Annotated in this window: 17 protein-coding genes; 6 read left to right on the top strand and 11 right to left on the bottom strand. The window is 62.6% G+C overall.

Translation table 11 applies throughout. The features are described 5' to 3' along the window. Window positions 1-375 precede the first annotated feature (375 nt). The gene (locus PHQ87_RS08375) at window positions 376-882 is read left to right on the top strand and encodes a hypothetical protein (protein WP_300232971.1); all 507 of its coding nucleotides are present in this window, start codon (window positions 376-378) and stop codon (window positions 880-882) included. Window positions 883-897: 15 nt separating this feature from the next. Here PHQ87_RS08375 and PHQ87_RS08370 read toward each other — a convergent pair whose 3' ends face one another. Further along, window positions 898-2091: a Y-family DNA polymerase gene (locus PHQ87_RS08370; protein WP_366524449.1), complete on the bottom strand. Its 1194-nt coding sequence runs from the start codon at window positions 2089-2091 to the stop codon at window positions 898-900. Window positions 2092-2851: 760 nt separating this feature from the next. Here PHQ87_RS08370 and PHQ87_RS08365 point away from each other — a divergent pair. Beyond that, entirely contained in the window at window positions 2852-3724 is an 873-nt protein-coding gene (locus tag PHQ87_RS08365) for an MBL fold metallo-hydrolase (protein WP_300232969.1), read from the top strand. A 25-nt stretch (window positions 3725-3749) separates the two neighbouring features. Here the strand turns inward: PHQ87_RS08365 and PHQ87_RS08360 are convergent, their stop codons facing one another. The 9 genes from PHQ87_RS08360 to PHQ87_RS08320 all read right to left on the bottom strand — a co-directional run bounded on the left by PHQ87_RS08360 (window position 3750) and on the right by PHQ87_RS08320 (window position 11694). Next, window positions 3750-5009 carry a L,D-transpeptidase gene (locus PHQ87_RS08360; RefSeq protein WP_300232968.1) on the bottom strand — a complete coding sequence of 420 codons (1260 nt, stop codon included), beginning with the start codon at window positions 5007-5009 and terminating at the stop codon, window positions 3750-3752. 38 nt (window positions 5010-5047) lie between these two features. Further along, window positions 5048-6352: a M23 family metallopeptidase gene (locus tag PHQ87_RS08355; protein WP_300232966.1), complete on the bottom strand. Its 1305-nt coding sequence runs from the start codon at window positions 6350-6352 to the stop codon at window positions 5048-5050. Between the two features lie 63 nt (window positions 6353-6415). After that, window positions 6416-6955, bottom strand: a complete 540-nt coding sequence (locus PHQ87_RS08350; RefSeq protein WP_300232975.1) for an SCO family protein — start codon at window positions 6953-6955, stop codon at window positions 6416-6418. 100 nt (window positions 6956-7055) lie between these two features. Then, window positions 7056-7748, bottom strand: a complete 693-nt coding sequence (locus tag PHQ87_RS08345) for a thioredoxin domain-containing protein (protein WP_300232965.1) — start codon at window positions 7746-7748, stop codon at window positions 7056-7058. Next, a complete protein-coding gene (locus PHQ87_RS08340) occupies window positions 7745-8161 on the bottom strand; it encodes a disulfide bond formation protein B (RefSeq protein ID WP_300232963.1) in 417 nt (138 codons plus the stop codon). The genes PHQ87_RS08345 and PHQ87_RS08340 overlap by 4 nt, the downstream gene beginning before the upstream one ends. Continuing rightward, window positions 8158-8664 carry a signal peptidase II gene (gene lspA / locus PHQ87_RS08335; protein WP_300232961.1) on the bottom strand — a complete coding sequence of 169 codons (507 nt, stop codon included), beginning with the start codon at window positions 8662-8664 and terminating at the stop codon, window positions 8158-8160. Before lspA ends, PHQ87_RS08340 begins: the two co-directional genes overlap by 4 nt. Window positions 8665-8770: 106 nt before the next feature. Then, complete coding sequence (locus PHQ87_RS08330) at window positions 8771-9109, bottom strand: hypothetical protein (protein WP_300232960.1); 339 nt, start codon at window positions 9107-9109, stop codon at window positions 8771-8773. Between the two features lie 65 nt (window positions 9110-9174). Continuing rightward, a complete protein-coding gene (locus tag PHQ87_RS08325; RefSeq protein WP_300232958.1) occupies window positions 9175-9570 on the bottom strand; it encodes a DUF3703 domain-containing protein in 396 nt (131 codons plus the stop codon). 63 nt (window positions 9571-9633) lie between these two features. After that, window positions 9634-11694 (bottom strand): heavy metal translocating P-type ATPase, encoded by a 2061-nt coding sequence (locus PHQ87_RS08320; RefSeq protein ID WP_300232973.1) that lies wholly within the window; start codon window positions 11692-11694, stop codon window positions 9634-9636. Window positions 11695-11811: 117 nt separating this feature from the next. On the opposite strand from PHQ87_RS08320, the gene PHQ87_RS08315 reads away from it, so the two are divergent. From PHQ87_RS08315 to PHQ87_RS08300, 4 genes are all read left to right on the top strand, one after another. Beyond that, window positions 11812-12435, top strand: a complete 624-nt coding sequence (locus PHQ87_RS08315) for a Cd(II)/Pb(II)-responsive transcriptional regulator (RefSeq protein ID WP_300232956.1) — start codon at window positions 11812-11814, stop codon at window positions 12433-12435. Window positions 12436-12441: 6 nt separating this feature from the next. Further along, on the top strand, window positions 12442-12759 hold the full coding sequence (locus PHQ87_RS08310) for a YnfA family protein (RefSeq protein WP_300232954.1): 318 nt from the start codon (window positions 12442-12444) through the stop codon (window positions 12757-12759). Window positions 12760-13373: 614 nt separating this feature from the next. Beyond that, window positions 13374-14033: a response regulator transcription factor gene (locus tag PHQ87_RS08305; protein ID WP_079367243.1), complete on the top strand. Its 660-nt coding sequence runs from the start codon at window positions 13374-13376 to the stop codon at window positions 14031-14033. After that, window positions 14033-14908 carry a histidine kinase dimerization/phospho-acceptor domain-containing protein gene (locus tag PHQ87_RS08300; RefSeq protein ID WP_300232952.1) on the top strand — a complete coding sequence of 292 codons (876 nt, stop codon included), beginning with the start codon at window positions 14033-14035 and terminating at the stop codon, window positions 14906-14908. The genes PHQ87_RS08305 and PHQ87_RS08300 overlap by 1 nt, the downstream gene beginning before the upstream one ends. Here the strand turns inward: PHQ87_RS08300 and PHQ87_RS08295 are convergent. Further along, on the bottom strand, window positions 14868-15028 hold a 161-nt coding region (locus PHQ87_RS08295), incomplete at its 5' end, for a transposase (protein WP_366524450.1). The two genes, PHQ87_RS08300 and PHQ87_RS08295, sit on opposite strands and share 41 nt — an antisense overlap.

Here is a 15028-nt window from a genome sequence, read left to right as displayed (position 1 = left end):
CAATACCAGCGCACCGCCCACAGGATCACATCACCCTGGAAATGGCGCCACTTGAAATCCGTCATCGTTCCGTCCGTCCAATCTCCGCCAAGCATGCTCAAGCTTCACGATTTTTGCAACAGAGCCGTTCCTTGATCCCCAGTGATGCTCTTGTCCGGTGCTTGACAGGCAGAAGGAAACTTGATTTCCGGTGATTGAGGGTGATCCTGTACTCATGAAAACGAACAACAGCACCATCACCCTTTCGGGCCGCGAAATGCTGACTCACGCATTCACGGCGATGTCCACCCTCCTGTTTCTCGCTGCAGGCCTGGTAGCCATCGGCTTCTGAGATTGCACTGAACGGCGGGGCTTGTCGCGCACCGGGTCAAGTTCATGGAATACAACATCAAGGGCTTTACCTTGCTGGTGGATGACCAGGACATCCATCTGATCGACGCAGACAAGCTGATCGTCAATCGCCGCCTCATGTTTGCTCGCCAGGGCCGCTACGCCGTGCATGCGCTCATCATGGGCGTCAAGCCTGGCTCAGATAAGCGCGTGATTGCCGTCAATGGCAACCTCCTGGACTGCCGCCGCTCGAACCTGACGCTTGTCCAGCGTGAGACTCGCCAGGAGTGCATCGAACGCCTTCGCGCACGGCACCAACGCGAAATCGAACAGGCCCGCGAGAAGGCACAGACGCTGACCCGACTGCCCAGCGACTTCCCCGAATGGGGAGTCTTGAAGATCCAGTGCTGGAAGCAGCTTCATTCTTCCCTCATTCGGCAGCTCAACCGCAAAACCCCGAATCTGGCCAAGCTGCGCTCCGTGACGGAGGACCTGTCCGAGCTGTCGAGCTGGAATACCGAGCGCTGCGCCAAATTCCTCAACCACAGCTGAATGCGGTTGGCCGCATCACGCCCTGGCCAACGGCACATCATCCCAGCAGGTCGTGTAGTGCGGCGTCCTGCGCTCCTGCCTCATCGTCCACGTGCGCTGAGCCAGCGTTTGGCCCGTCGAGGCCACATGAACGACCCCTTTGCCCATGCGTGTGTTGACAGCATCCACCGCCATCATCAGCCGACTTGCGTCCCGCTGCGGCTCTGGCTCCGTGTCCAGATCCAGCTCGCCCTGCTCTACGCTGGCGTCCTGCAGCTCCAGCAGCATCACACCGGCCTTGGAAATCTCGTACCCCCTGCAATAGATGCTGCTCAGCCCCTTGATCGCGGACTGCACCAGAGCACGGGTGTCGGCCGTGGGCCGGCGCAGCGGCACGACCACCGAGCGCGAATACTGCGGCCCCTGCCTGAAGGGGGAGGTTCGAATGAACACCAGCACCTGACCTGCGAGGCATCGCTGCTTGCGCAGTTTCTCCCCAGCCCTCGAAGCGAACTCGCTGACGGCCTGCACCAGCGGCTCCAGCGCCGAGACAGGCCTGCCGAATGAGCGCGTGCACGCAATCTGCTGCTTCGGCTGGGCAGTGTCTTCCAGGCTCAGGCACGGCTGCCCGCGCAGCTCCCGCACCGTACGCTCCAGCACCACCCCCCAGCGCGAGCGCACCGTGGCCACGTCCAGACTCACCAGATCCCAGACGGTTCGCACCCCGGCTTCGGTCAACTGCCGGCCGATGCGCCGCCCTACTCCCCAGACCTCGCCGACCTCCGTGGCGCGAAACACCGCCTCCAGGTCGCTCGCTGTCAGCACCGCAAGGTTGCACACCTGGGCCAGATCCTGTGGGTAGCTGCCTGGCTTGCGCTCTGCAGTCTTCGCAACGTGGTTGGCCAGCTTGGCCAGCGTCTTGCTCTGCCCCAGACCTACGCACGTGGGTATGCCGATCCAGCGAAAGATGCGCTCGCGCACCGCTCGGGCACGGGCCACCAGATCACCGCGAACACCGTGAAGGCCGATGAAGCTCTCATCGATGCTGTAGATCTCCTGCGTTGGCCCCAAGCCTGCGGCCAGACTCATCATCCGGTCTGACATGTCGCCATAGAGCACGAAGTTGGCCGACAGACCCACCAGTCCCGCCGACTGCTGAAGATGGCGCACCTCGAACCAAGGTTGGCCCATCTTGACCCCCAGGTCTTTGGCCTCATTGCTCCGGGCCACGCAGCATCCGTCGTTGTTTCTGAATGACCCTAACTGTTAGTAGGTATTTAGTCGTTGATTCTTCAACAAGAATCAAGACTAACAGTTTTGTACGTAATAAGGCTCAATTCGAGCACGCTCTGAGTCGTTGAAGTAGGAGGCCCAGCGCCACCCTGATCGACGCAGGACGATCCTCAAGAGCCGCTCAGAATTTCTGGCCCAGCGCCGGCAGTGCAGCGGTTGCAGTCGGCAGCGCGGGTATCGTGAGCTCTCGGTATGTGTCCAGCAGCGGTCATATGAGATACCAGCATGCTGCGGCAGCCACACTGGCTGATTCCAAGTTGTGAGCCTGCGTCATGAGCATGCCAGGGAACGCCATCATGAAAGGCCTTGCTCCAGCTGCGACATGAAGCGCACCCCAAGCCACCTGTCGCTGACATGCTTTGCCTCGAAGAGGCGCAATAGCTTGCTTCACCGGCCTCTGAAACAGTCGGTTGAACCAGCACAAACCCTGAGGGACAAACAACTGGGCGCAGAGAAGATGAAAATATCCGCGAACGGTGATATTTTGATTTTCAGCTCTGGAGACGCCATGCAAGGCCACACGATCGTCCTTCAAAGAACAGTGCAGCCAGCCCGGCTTCCGAACACAGCGCGGAAAGCGCAAGCCGTGCTGACAACGGTGATGTTTCTGAAGACGCTGCTTCGACCGTTGACCGCGGCAGCTCTGACATGCCTGCTGTGGACCGCTTCGAGTGCGGTCGCCCAGACGGCGCCCGAGATGAAGCTGCAGAAGGTCGGCCCCCAGACCTACTACGTCGAAGGCCTGGCGGCATTGGGCTCGCCCGCGAACCAGAACTTCATCAGCAACGCCGGCTTCGTGGTCGCGCGCGATGGCGTGGTGGTGATCGACTCGCTAGGCTCGCCCGCCCTGGCGCAGCGTCTGATGGAGCAAATCGCCCGCGTCACGAACAAACCAGTCACGCATGTCCTGGTGACGCACTACCACGCCGACCACATCTACGGCCTGCAGACTTTCAAGGCCAAAGGGGTGCAGATCCTGGCGCACCGGGCTGCCCTGGAGTACCTGAACTCTGAAACCGCGTTGCAGCGCCTGGAGGCCTCGCGCACCGACCTCGCACCCTGGGTGGATGCGCAGACACGGCTGGTGAAATCGGACCGCTGGCTCGATGGACCGGCCACGCTGGAGCTGGCCGGCACGCGCTTCGTGATCGAGCCCGTGGGGCCGTCGCACACACCGGAAGACCTGGCGATCTACGTGCCCAGCGAAGGCGTTCTCTTCGCGGGCGACCTCATCTTCAACGGCCGCCTGCCCTTTGTGGGTAAAGCCAACAGCGCTCAGTGGATCGGTGCGCTCGACCGCCTGCTGACCTTCGATGCGAAGGCCGTGGTGCCCGGCCATGGCGCGGCATCGACCGATGCCCGCAAGGACATCGGCGTGATCCGCGACTACCTGGGCTACCTGCGCAAGTCCATGGGCCAGGCCACACAGGACATGCTGCCGTTCGAGGAGGCCTACAAGGCCACCGACTGGTCGGCTTTCGAGCACATGCCGATGTTCCAGTTCGCCAACCGTATGAACGCGTACAACACCTTCCTGCTGATGGAGCAGGAAGGGATGAAGAAGCCCTGACTGGCAACCTGAGCGGCCAGGCCGCTCAGACCGCTCCGTCGAAAAACAGGCGCCAGCGCCCTTGCTCCCGTGCCCAGTACTGGCGACGGTCGGTGCTGCGTGACGGCTTCGTGCTCACCGCTGTGTAGTTGACGATGGCCACCTCGGCCTCTCGCTTCCAGCGAAAGACGGAAACCTGACGCCACTCGGCTTGCGGATCGGGTTCGCCGTTGGCACGCAGGGGCTCGGCAGCCAGGGACACCTTGCGCAGCGGGTTGCCAGCGCGCGCATTGAAGTCCGCCGTTTGCAGGGCCAGCAAGGTACGCCCATCACCACGGGAACGAGCCTCTTGCCATTGGGTGAGCAGAGCGTCGAAGCTGCGCCGTTCGGCCGCCTGGTCGGCGGGTCGAACCCAGTTCACCTCGTCCGCAATGATCACCGGCGTGCGCCGTGTTTGCAGCACTTCCATGAGGTAGGCCATGTCGTCGTTGGCCAGAGCGACGCAACCCTCGGTGGCGTAGGGGCTGCGCGAGTAGGTGACGCGCGGCACGCCGTGCAACCAGATGCCGCTGCCGGTGCGCCCCAGGCGGCGGTCGTGCTCATTGGGGTAGTTCAGCGGCAGCGCGCCAATGCCGTACAGCTCTTCAACCTGCTGATCGTCCAGACGGCTGGTGATGAAGTACACGCCCAGCGGGGTGCGCAGGTCGCCCTCGACCCGCTTGTCAAAACCGGCCCGCCCGACAGAGGCGTAGAAGCTGCGGATCAGCTGCAGGCCGCTGGCCTGCTGTTCAAAGACATAGACCCTGGAATGGCTGGCGTCCACCACCACCACATGCCGGACATTGGGTGCCAAGCGCAGCAACTGTTCGGGCACGGTGCCGGGCGGGGGCATTTCGCTGAGCGCGTTCAAACGCCGATGGGCCTCAGCACGCAGTTTCTGCAGTTGCTCCCGAACCGCCGGTGGACCATCGGTCGCCGTGGTGAGGCCCGGGAACGAACCGCTGCGGGCGAGCAGAAGATCTGCGTAGACAAGCTGGCCCAGCTGAAACCCCGGCACGTCCCGCACCAGCGATGCCGCCATTGGCATGGCTTGCCGATCCCCTGCCGCAATGGCGCGGTAGACCGCAATCAGGCGCGCTTCGGGTGAAGAGCGCAGAGACCCGGTCAGCACAGCTTCGCCATTCAACGGGCTGCGGGCGGGTTGGCCGCTGGCTTGTGCGAACGGAAACAGCAGCGAGGTGGTCGCCAATGCAGAACCTGCGAGCAGCGCTCGCCGGGTGGGGGACGAATCGGAAGTCAGCGTCACGTATCGAGCGATCAGGGAAGAGGATTCGCGTCTTCGGATCACTGCGCGCTGGCCAAGGCGACCGAGGCGGCCACGCCGAGTTGATCTCGCATGGCCTTGGCCGACTGTTTGAAGGCAGGCAAGCTGGCCACCACGACCGTCGAAGATGCGGGCGCACTGGTGATGGTGGACGGGTTGGTGCGAACGCCCCTGACCAGGTATTCGAAGTGCAGATTCGGGCCTGTCGCCGTTCCGGTCGAGCCGACCGTGCCGATGGTCTGACCCTGCTGCACGCGTTGGCCCACCCGGACATCGACGCGGCCCAGGTGCGCGTAGGCGGTGGCGGCCTTGTCGGGGTGCTGGATCACGACGTAATTGCCATACCCGCCCTGGCGCCCCGCGAAGCTCACCACGCCGTCGGCCACGGTTCGAATCGGGGTTCCGGCCGGAGCGCCGTAGTCCGTGCCTTTGTGGGCTTTCTGCCCCCCAAACACCGGGTGGATGCGAGGACCGTAGGAGCTGGTGACCCTTGAAAACGCCAGGGGAGAAGCCAGGTAGGCGCGACGTTGACTCTCTCCATCGAGGCTGACGAACTCGCCGTTCTGGCCATCTTGCTGGAACCACATGGCCTGGTGCGTGTCTTTGCCGTTCTGAATCTCGGCACCCAGCAACTGGCCCGTGAACAGGATTTCACCATCCAGCTCGAACGCCTCGTACACAAGGCTGACGCGCGCACCGCGCTTCAAGTCGCGCTGGAAATCGATGTCCCCGGAAAAGGCCTCGACCGTCTGCGCAGCGACGGCATCCGGAATGCCGGCCTGGTCGGTGGACGCATAGAACGATGAGCGGATGGTCAGCGAACCGAATTGCTCCAGGCGCCGTGGCGTCGGCTGTTCGAGCCGGGATCGGTAGCCACTTTCTTGTTGCTCCACCACCAGCCGGCTGATGCGCTGGCTGCTCGTGTCCACCCAGCGCACAGACAGGGTCTTCAAGCGCCCTTGCGGCGTTCGGGTGACCGACGCCAGTTTGCCGGACGCACCGGTCAACAACAGGCGCGATGTGGCGTCGTGCGCGAGAAAGGTCTGTGCCTCGCGGTCATCGACACCCAGCCGCTTGAGCAGGGCCTGAAGGGAGTCGTCGCGGCGGGTGAGCTGGGATTGGTGGATCAGAAACTCGGGGTTCGATGCCGACAGTTCAGACACCGCCAGTGGCGCATCCATGGTCTCCACCACTTGCCGGACCGGCCACTGCGCCGCGTCGGGCAAGTCAGGGGAGACACCAAAGGCCACCACGCCCGTGCCCAGCATCAAGGTGCCCAAGACCGCCAGCACGGGCCGCCGGTGGTGTCGGATCAGTGTCGTCAAACGGAGCATGTTGGTGGGGTGCATGTCAGGTCATTCGATGGCTTGACCAGGGCTTGAAACGCCTCAGGCCTTGGTCAAAAGAATCTGGATGTCCGACGCGATCGTGGCGGCGTCGGTTCCATAGGCGGAGAACAAGCGCACCCGGCCCTCGGTGTCGAAGATGTACTTTCCGGCCGAGTGGTCCATGGTGTAGGACGTTGGCGTCGATCCGGGGACCTTCTTGTAGTAGATCTTGAAGGCCGCTGCGACGTCTTTGAGTTCGTCGGGCTCGGGCCGCAGCGCGATGAAGCCCGGGTCGAAGCTCGCCATGTATTCCTTGAGCAGTGCCTGCGTGTCACGCTCGGGGTCCACCGTGATGAAGAGCACCTGCAGCCGCTCACCCTGGTCACCCAGCAGGCGCTTGACCTCGGCCATGGTCGTCATGGAGGTCGGGCAGACATCCGGACACTGCGTGAAACCGAAGAAGGTGACCACGATCTTGCCCTTGAAGTCCGCCAGCGCTCTCACGTTGCCGTGGTGGTCCTTGAGCCGGAAATCCTGGGCAAAGGTGGCGCCAGTCACATCGGTGCTTTTGAACGGCGTGACCTCGGGCGAGCAGGCCATCAGCAAAGGCACGCCCGTCACACTGGCGAGCGCCACCTGTACAAAGCGTCGACGGCCCATGGACGGGTGGCCAGGGATGGAAGAAAAACGCGGGTTCATGTCACTTCCTGGCTTTGGCGACTTCTTCGGCCACGAGTGACAGCAGTTGCTGGTCACCGAAGGATGGCAGACCGCGACCATTGACAAAGAACGTCGGGGTCTTGGTCACCTCCAGTGCGGTCAGGTCTTCGATGTCCTGTTGCAGCACCGCAGCGATGTCCGAGCCCTGGGCGTCGGCCTGCGCCTTGGCAATGTCCAGACCGGCTTCCTGTGCCGCCCGGAATGCCAGCTCGATGTTGGGTTTGCCGTGGTCGGCCCACTGCGGCTGGGTGGCCAGAATCATCTCCAGCACGGGCTGGTACTTGTTCTGGCGCTTGGCCGCTTCGAGCAGTTTGACCACCTGATCAGAGCCGGCATGGAACGGGGCGTAGCGGATCACCAGGCGCACATCGTTCGGGTACTGCTTGAGGATGTCCTTGACGATGGGATAGAACGCCCGGCAGGTCTCGCACGCCGGGTCAAAAAACTCGACGATGGTGACTGGTGCGTTGCTGGGACCGAAGACCGGTGAATGGAAGCGGACCAGGCGGTTGTCCGTCTTGCTGGCGGGTTCACTGCCAGCCTGCTGGACCACCTGGCTGACCTTTTCGGCCTGCGAGTTCTGCACCCGCTTCTGGTAGGCGTTCATGCCGAGGAAGAAGAACACCAGGACGATGGCGACCAGGGCGACGACGGTGATTTTTTTGGAATTCATCGGGAGGACTTTCTGAGGTAGACGACGAGAAGGAATGCCAGCGCCATGAACGCGGCCAGCGACAGCCAGGGGATCTGGACGCCGTTGAGGATTTCGAGCTTTTGGTCAGCGCAGGACACACCGGCGCTGCAAGGTACCCAGGCCTTGGGAATCAGGCCAGCCACCAGCAGGGTGTGGTACCCGGCCATGGCCAGCCCGCCCAGCGCCAGCGCAAGGCCGTAGACGGCGCCCCGACGGTCATCGGCGAAGCAGGCGATCCCGAGAATGATGGCGAGGGGAAACATGAAGATGCGCTGGTACCAGCAAAGGACGCAGGGCGTCATGCCCATCACCTCACCGAGAAACAGAGCGCCTAGGGTGGCTGTAGTGGCCACCAGCCAGGCCAGCAGCAGCAAGGTCCAGGGCCGGGTCATGACGGGCTCTCCGAGGAGGCGACGGGCGGGCGAAAGGACATCAGAATCCAGGCGCCCGCTGCCAGCACGATGAACACATCGGCCAGGTTGAAGGCCGGCCAGTGCAGACCGCGCCAGTGCAGATCAAGAAAGTCGGTGACCGCGCCGCTGGCGATGCGGTCGATCAGATTGCCACTGCCGCCGGCCACCAGCAGCGCCCCTGCGGTCCGTTCGAGCGGCTCCACCTGGCGCGCCAGACAAACGAATGTGATGGGCACCACAACCATGAACCCGACAACGATGAAGAACACCCGCTGCCAGCCGCCCGCTTCGGCCAGCAGCGAAAACGCGGCGCCGGTGTTGAGCACATGGACCAGGTTGAACCAGGTTGTGACCTCGACGGCCGTACCCAGCGCGATGGTGCTGGCGAACCAGGCTTTGCTCAGCTGATCCAGCGCCAGAAGAAAAGCCACAGCAAGCAGCCAGGCCAGACGGGGACGACCCCGCCAGGGAAATGCAGACATGAAAAAGACCCTGAAACAACGGACATCACCAGCCGCAAGGGCTGGCACGTTTCACAGGGATCGGAGAGGTGCGGCGAAATGCGCCGCAAAAGAAGCCGAACCCTGGTCAGGCCAGGGCGGACCACTGCGGCCGTTCGGGCCGCTCGACGAAAAGCCCTTCAGTCCAGGAGCGCGACCCAGCTTGCGTCCGGGTGCGGGTATCGCCCATGGAAAACGGCACGCTGGTCAGCAGGGCCAGAGCTCCAGCGTGGCAGCTTCCACAGTGCGGATGCTTGGCGTGGGATTCACCGGCATGGTCTGCAGCGTCGACCTGCACCGAGACACCGGCCGCGCTGGCGTGCATGGGCGCACAGGGTTCGTGCACACAAGGCGCGCCCTTGGCTGCGCCGGCCCACTGCAGGGGCAGGCAAAACATCAGCAACAGGGCAAACAGGCAGGCACGCATCGAGGGTGGATTGTAGGGTGAAGACAGCGATAGAGATCGGTTGACCCGGGCAGCCCGCAGGTTGTTCAGAGAGTCGGCGGTCGCTGATGTGCGCGTATGGTTGCCAGCAATTCCGGAGCGACCTGCATGGGCCGAAACGCCCCCACGTGCGAACGCCCGGTGTTGCCCAGCGGTAGCCGGCCCAGCAGGTGCCCCAGCGGTACCAGCAGCAGCCGCAACAGCTGACCGTTCACCTCGGCCAGGTTCCGCGTCCGCCAGGCCAGCGACAGCATGAGCCCGTGCGTTCGCGCATGTGGAACCAGCCGCGTCTGTCCGAGCACATGCAGGGCTTCAAGCAGATGCCAAGCCTGGGCCAGGTCACTGCGATCAACCCGAAGGTACGCCCGGTGCAACCGCTCGAAGGTGTCCGGGTCGAACGCCACCGGCGCAGTGGCTTCAGTGGGCATGGTCTTGGTGTTCATGGTTGTGTCCGGTGCCATGATGGTCGACAACCAGCTGGTCGAAGATACTCATGTTTGTTCCTTTCAGCGGCGCAACAAGCGCAGTCCATTGCCAACAACCAGCAGACTGGCTCCCACATCAGCGAAAACGGCCATCCACATGGTGCCAAGCCCCATGAGGGTGAGCACAAGAAACACGGCTTTGATGCCCAGCGCCAGCGTGATGTTTTGCACCAGTACGAAGTGGGTGGATTTGGACAGTCGGATAAACGACGGAATCTTTCGCAGATCGTCGTCCATCAAAGCAACGTCCGCAGTCTCGATGGCCGTGTCCGTGCCCATGGCCCCCATGGCGAACCCGATGTGTGAACGTGCCAGCGCAGGAGCGTCGTTGATGCCGTCACCGACCATGCCGACCACCCCTTCACTGGCAAGGCTTTCGATCACGCGCAACTTGTCTTCGGGCAACTGGTTGCCATGCGCCTGATCTATGCCCACCTGTCGTGCGATTGCCTCGGCGGTGTGCGCGTTGTCGCCGGTCAACATCACAGTCCTCACACCGAGGCGATGCAATTCATCGACAGCAGCCCGGCTGCTTTCCTTCACGGTGTCGGCCACAGCAAAAAGGGCCAGAACCCGACGTTCGTCGACCAGCATGACCACCGTCTTGCCTTGTCGTTCCATCGCATCGAGACGATTTTCCAGGTCCGGTGAGCACAAGCTCAGCTCGTGGACGAGTCTGTGGTTTCCCAGCTGGTAGGCAGAGCCACCGATCACACCTTTCACGCCTCGACCTGGCAAGGCCTCGAAGCTGTCCACGGCCTCCCGAACGACACCCTGGGCATTCGCCGCAGCCGCCACGGCTTGGGAAACCGGGTGATCCGAACGCCCCGCAAGACTGGCCGCCACTTGCTTACACCGCGCTTCGTCCATGTCGTCGAGCCGCTCAAAATCGGTCTGTACTGGCTTGCCGTGGGTAATCGTGCCGGTTTTGTCCAGTGCCAGCCAACGCAGCTTGCGCCCTTCTTCCAGATACACGCCCCCTTTGATCAGCACACCTTTGCGGGCGGCAGCAGCCAGGCCGCTGACGATGGTCACCGGTGTCGAGATCACGAGTGCACAGGGGCAGGCAATGACCAGTAGCACCAATGCCTTGTAGATCCAGTCCTGCCAGGCTCCGCCCATCAACAGAGGAGGCAGCACCGCCACCGCCAATGCGATGGCAAACACAACGGGCGTATAGACCCGAGCAAACTGGTCAACAAAACGCTGCGTCGGTGCCCGGGCGCCCTGCGCCTCTTCAACCGCATGAATGATGCGTGAAAGAGTGCTGTTGCTCGCTGCGGCCGTGACGCGGTAGTCGAACGAGCCGGACTCATTGATCGTGCCGGCAAACACAGCATCGCCAACCGTTTTGTCAACAGGCAGACTTTCTCCCGTGATGGGCGCCTGGTTGACAGTAGAACGTCCGCTGGTGATGCTTCCATCCAGCGCGATGCGTTCACCGGGTCGCACCCGTACCAGACTGCCCACCGCCACAGACTTGGCCTCCACGGACTGCCAGCTTCCGTCGTTCTGCTGCACCGTCGCCTGCTCCGGCGTCAGACGCATCAGTCCCTCAATGGCGTTGCGGGCCCGGTCAAGCGACTTTGCCTCGATGAGCTCGGCGATCGTGAACAGAACCATCACCATGGCCGCCTCGGGCCATTGACCCAGCGCCAGCGCACCGGTGACAGCGATACTCATCAACGCATTGATGTTGAGATTGCCATTGCGAATCGCCACCCACCCCTTCTTGTAGGTGGTCAGACCCGACCCCAACACGGCAACGATGGCCAGCGCCGCCACGAGGGTGCCAGGAAGTCCGGCCCAGCTCGCGGCCTCCGAAGCGATGGCAGCGGCGCCAGCCAGCGCCAGCGGCCACCAGGGCTTGGGGGTTTCGCGGGCGGGTGTACGTGCTGCACCGGCTTCAGCCAGTTCGGGCTGAAACCCCAGCGAGCGCACTGCCTCCAGCACCGGCTCCAGCGAGCCGGGTGCGTGCACCACGGTCAGAACGCGCTGAACCAGGTTGAAGTCCATCTGGCGAACCTCGCTCATCGGACCGAGTTTTTTCCGGATGAGCGCCTCTTCGGTCGGACAGTCCATCTGCAGGATGCGGATGGCCGTGCGCACCCCGTCGGAGGTGAGCTGTGGCGCACTGATTGGGCTGGTGGGGATTGGGGCGGATGCGCAGCAAACCGCCGCCCCGCCTTCTTCGTGCACATGCTGATGATCTTGAGCTTGCGTTGGATCATGGCGATGAGTCGCGTTCCCGCAATCGCGAGTCGATGGGGTGTGGTCGTGATCACAACATTGGGCCGACATGAAAACTCCTTCAGAATGCCGGTATTGAAAACCCTGGAGCCGCTCCAGAGTCAAGCCCTGCGTCTCACCCACCGGAGAAACCCCATGCGCATCAAGGAACTGGCCGAGGCCACAGGCGTGGATGTGGACACCATCCGCTACTACGAAAAGCAAGGCCTCCTGCCGGAACCGGCCCGGCAGGACAACGGTTACCGCGACTACGCGAGCACCCATCTGGAGCGACTGGCTTTCATTCGCCACTGCCGCGCGCTGGAGATGCCGCTGGCCGACATCCGCCGGTTGCTGGGCGCACTGGACGCACCGGGCGAACCGCACCCGGACGTAGACCGGCTGGTGCAGGAGCAGATCGACAAGGTGCGGGCGCGGCTCAAAAGCATGCGCGCGCTGGAGAAGCAGCTGTTGCTGCTCAAGGCCAGTTGTGGCCGCTGTGACGACGAAGGCACAGACTGCGGCATTCTCAAGGAGCTGGTGGCAGCCGCGCATGGCGAGGCCTGCGCATGCCATGCCCATCTTGCACACTGACCAGCCATGAAGACCTTTTTGTTGTACGTCGCCACCGCATTGGCCGAGATCCTGGGCTGTTATCTGCCCTGGCTGTGGCTTCGCCAAGGCGGTTCAATCTGGCTGCTGCTCCCCGCGGCGGCCAGTCTGGCGCTGTTCGCTTGGCTGTTGACCTTGCATGATGCGGCCTCGGGGCGGGTGTACGCGGCCTATGGCGGCGTCTACATTGGTACCGCCATCGCGTGGTTGTGGGCCGTGGATGGTGTCCGCCCCTCCAGCTGGGACGTGGCAGGTGCGGCGGTGGCCTTGTTGGGCATGGGGATCATTGCGTTTCAGCCGCGCTGACCAGCGGAGTGCACCGGCGGCTCCTCATTCGGACAAGTCGGCCAACTGTCTTGAAAGCCTCCTGATCGAATGACCGCTTGTGGCCTCTTGGAATATTGGCTCTTCAAGAGGGAATGTCCGGGTCCAGCCTCAAGCCGGCATAGCCAGGTCATCGGCTGCTTCGCAGCGATTGCTGCCGGTGGGTGTAGCCAGGCGAACTCACGCTACCCGCCACGAAGCGGCAGTAGGGTACAGTGACCGGGGACGGCACGAATGGCAGTTGTGCGATGTACTGCGGTCATAGAGCATTCGCGAGCGGTTGGCGCCGCGCCACCTACTGCTTCGACTGGTTCCCGACTCCAAACATCGGCTTTCACGCGCAGGGGAACCAGCGATCAACGTCGAGCCCAATCGGCCTTGCCAAGGATGTGAACCGCCGGGACGATTCGCAGCTCGATAAATTGTTCGGCAAAGTGGAGTTGTTGATGGTGCGCGAGAGCAAGCAAATCGAATTCACTTTCTAGGCCTCGCATTTCAAGCCGGGCGTCGCGCTCGCACCCAACAAGCGCGAGGTCGCGCGCGCGTTCGTGGTTGGGGTATCTCCCTGCTACTGAACAAGTATCCTCGCGAACACCATGCGAATACTACTCATCGAAGATGACTCCATGATCGGCAAGGCCGTTCGCGAAGGCTTGGTGCAAGCTGGTTTCGCGGTGGACTGGGTAACCGATGGGCATGCCGCCGAGTTGTCTATGTCCAGCGTTGCTTATGACCTGGCCATCCTCGACCTTGGATTGCCCAAGAAGGATGGCATGGCCCTGCTCACTACGCTGCGCAGGATGGGCAATCACTTACCTATTGTGATTGTCTCCGCGAGAGATACCGTACAGGACCGGATCGCGGGGCTGACCGCCGGTGCCGATGACTACGTACTCAAGCCCTTCGATCCGGACGAACTTTTGGCCCGTGTACGGGCCGTGTTGCGGCGCCATGCTGGCAGCGGCTCGTCGTTGCTGGTGATCGGCTCGCTGAGTCTCGACCCGGAGCGGCGTTCGGTGACCCAGAGCGGACGGCCGGTTGAACTGTCGACGCGGGAGTTCGCCGTGCTGGAAGCCTTGATGCAGCGCCCTGGCACCGTTGTTTCGCGCCAGAAGCTGGAGGAAACCGTGTACGGGTGGGGGGAGGAGGTCGGCAGCAACGCAATTGAGGTGCACATGCACTATCTGCGCAAGAAGCTCGGCGCGACCGTGATCATGAACGTGCGCGGCGTGGGCTACCGCGTTACGGAGGGCTGATGCGATCGATTGAAAGAACACTGTTGGGTTGGACACTTGGCACCCTGGCTTTGGGGGCCTTCCTCGTTTCGCTGGCGGTCTACTTTTTTACACTCGAAGAGATGCACGAGGTCTTCGATGCCGAACTGCAGCACGTCGCAACGGCCGTGGCGAGCTATCACCAGGCGGGTAACCAATCCGGGCAGACCGATGATGTCGGGTCGCCGACGCGAACCGACATCGCCGATGACTCGGAGATCGTGACGCTGATGTGGACAGCGCAGGGCCAGAAGATCTTCTCGTCTGACCCCCGCGTCGCACTGCCATTCTCCAACATCGAAGGGTTGTCGCAGCCAGTGGTTGGAGGCGAGGCGTGGGTCGTGTATTCCACAGTCGGCGCCGACGGCGTGACCCAGGCCGCGCAGCGTGTCGCGTCCCGCGACGAGATGGCTGGTGAGTCTGCTGAGAAGGTCTTTCTGCCTTTGGTTGGGCTCACAGTGGGAATCGGCGGATTGCTGGTGTTCGGCTTGCGACGCGGCTTCTACCCGCTGGAAGGAGCGGCTAAAGACATCGCGCGACGCAATGCGCGGTCGCTGGAGCCGATACCGGTCGAACAGGTGCCCACTGAAATCGCCCCGCTGGTGTCGTCCATCAACGAATTGATGAGCCGCCTGGCGGTTTCGTTTGCGGCGCAACGGCGCTTTCTCGCCGATGCGGCACATGAGTTGCGCACGCCAGTGACCGCATTGCGATTGCAAGTGAAGTTGCTTCAAAGATCAAAGAACGAGATTGACCGGGCACGGGCTCTGCAAGATCTCGAGGCTGGCGTAACCAGATCACAGCGACTAGGGCCTGTTAACACATCCGAAGTCCATCAGCGACGAGGACGAAGCTGATGAAGCCCAGGAACATGAGGTCGAGTTTCTCGAACCGCGAGAAGATGCGGCGATAGCCCTTGAGCCGACGGAACAAGCGCTCGACCTCATTGCGACGCTTGTACATTTGGCGGTCGTACT

This window comes from Hydrogenophaga sp., from assembly GCF_028698005.1.
In the GTDB taxonomy this organism is placed as follows: Bacteria; Pseudomonadota; Gammaproteobacteria; order Burkholderiales; family Burkholderiaceae_C; genus Hydrogenophaga.
This window is presented reverse-complemented; position numbering and strand designations above follow the sequence as displayed.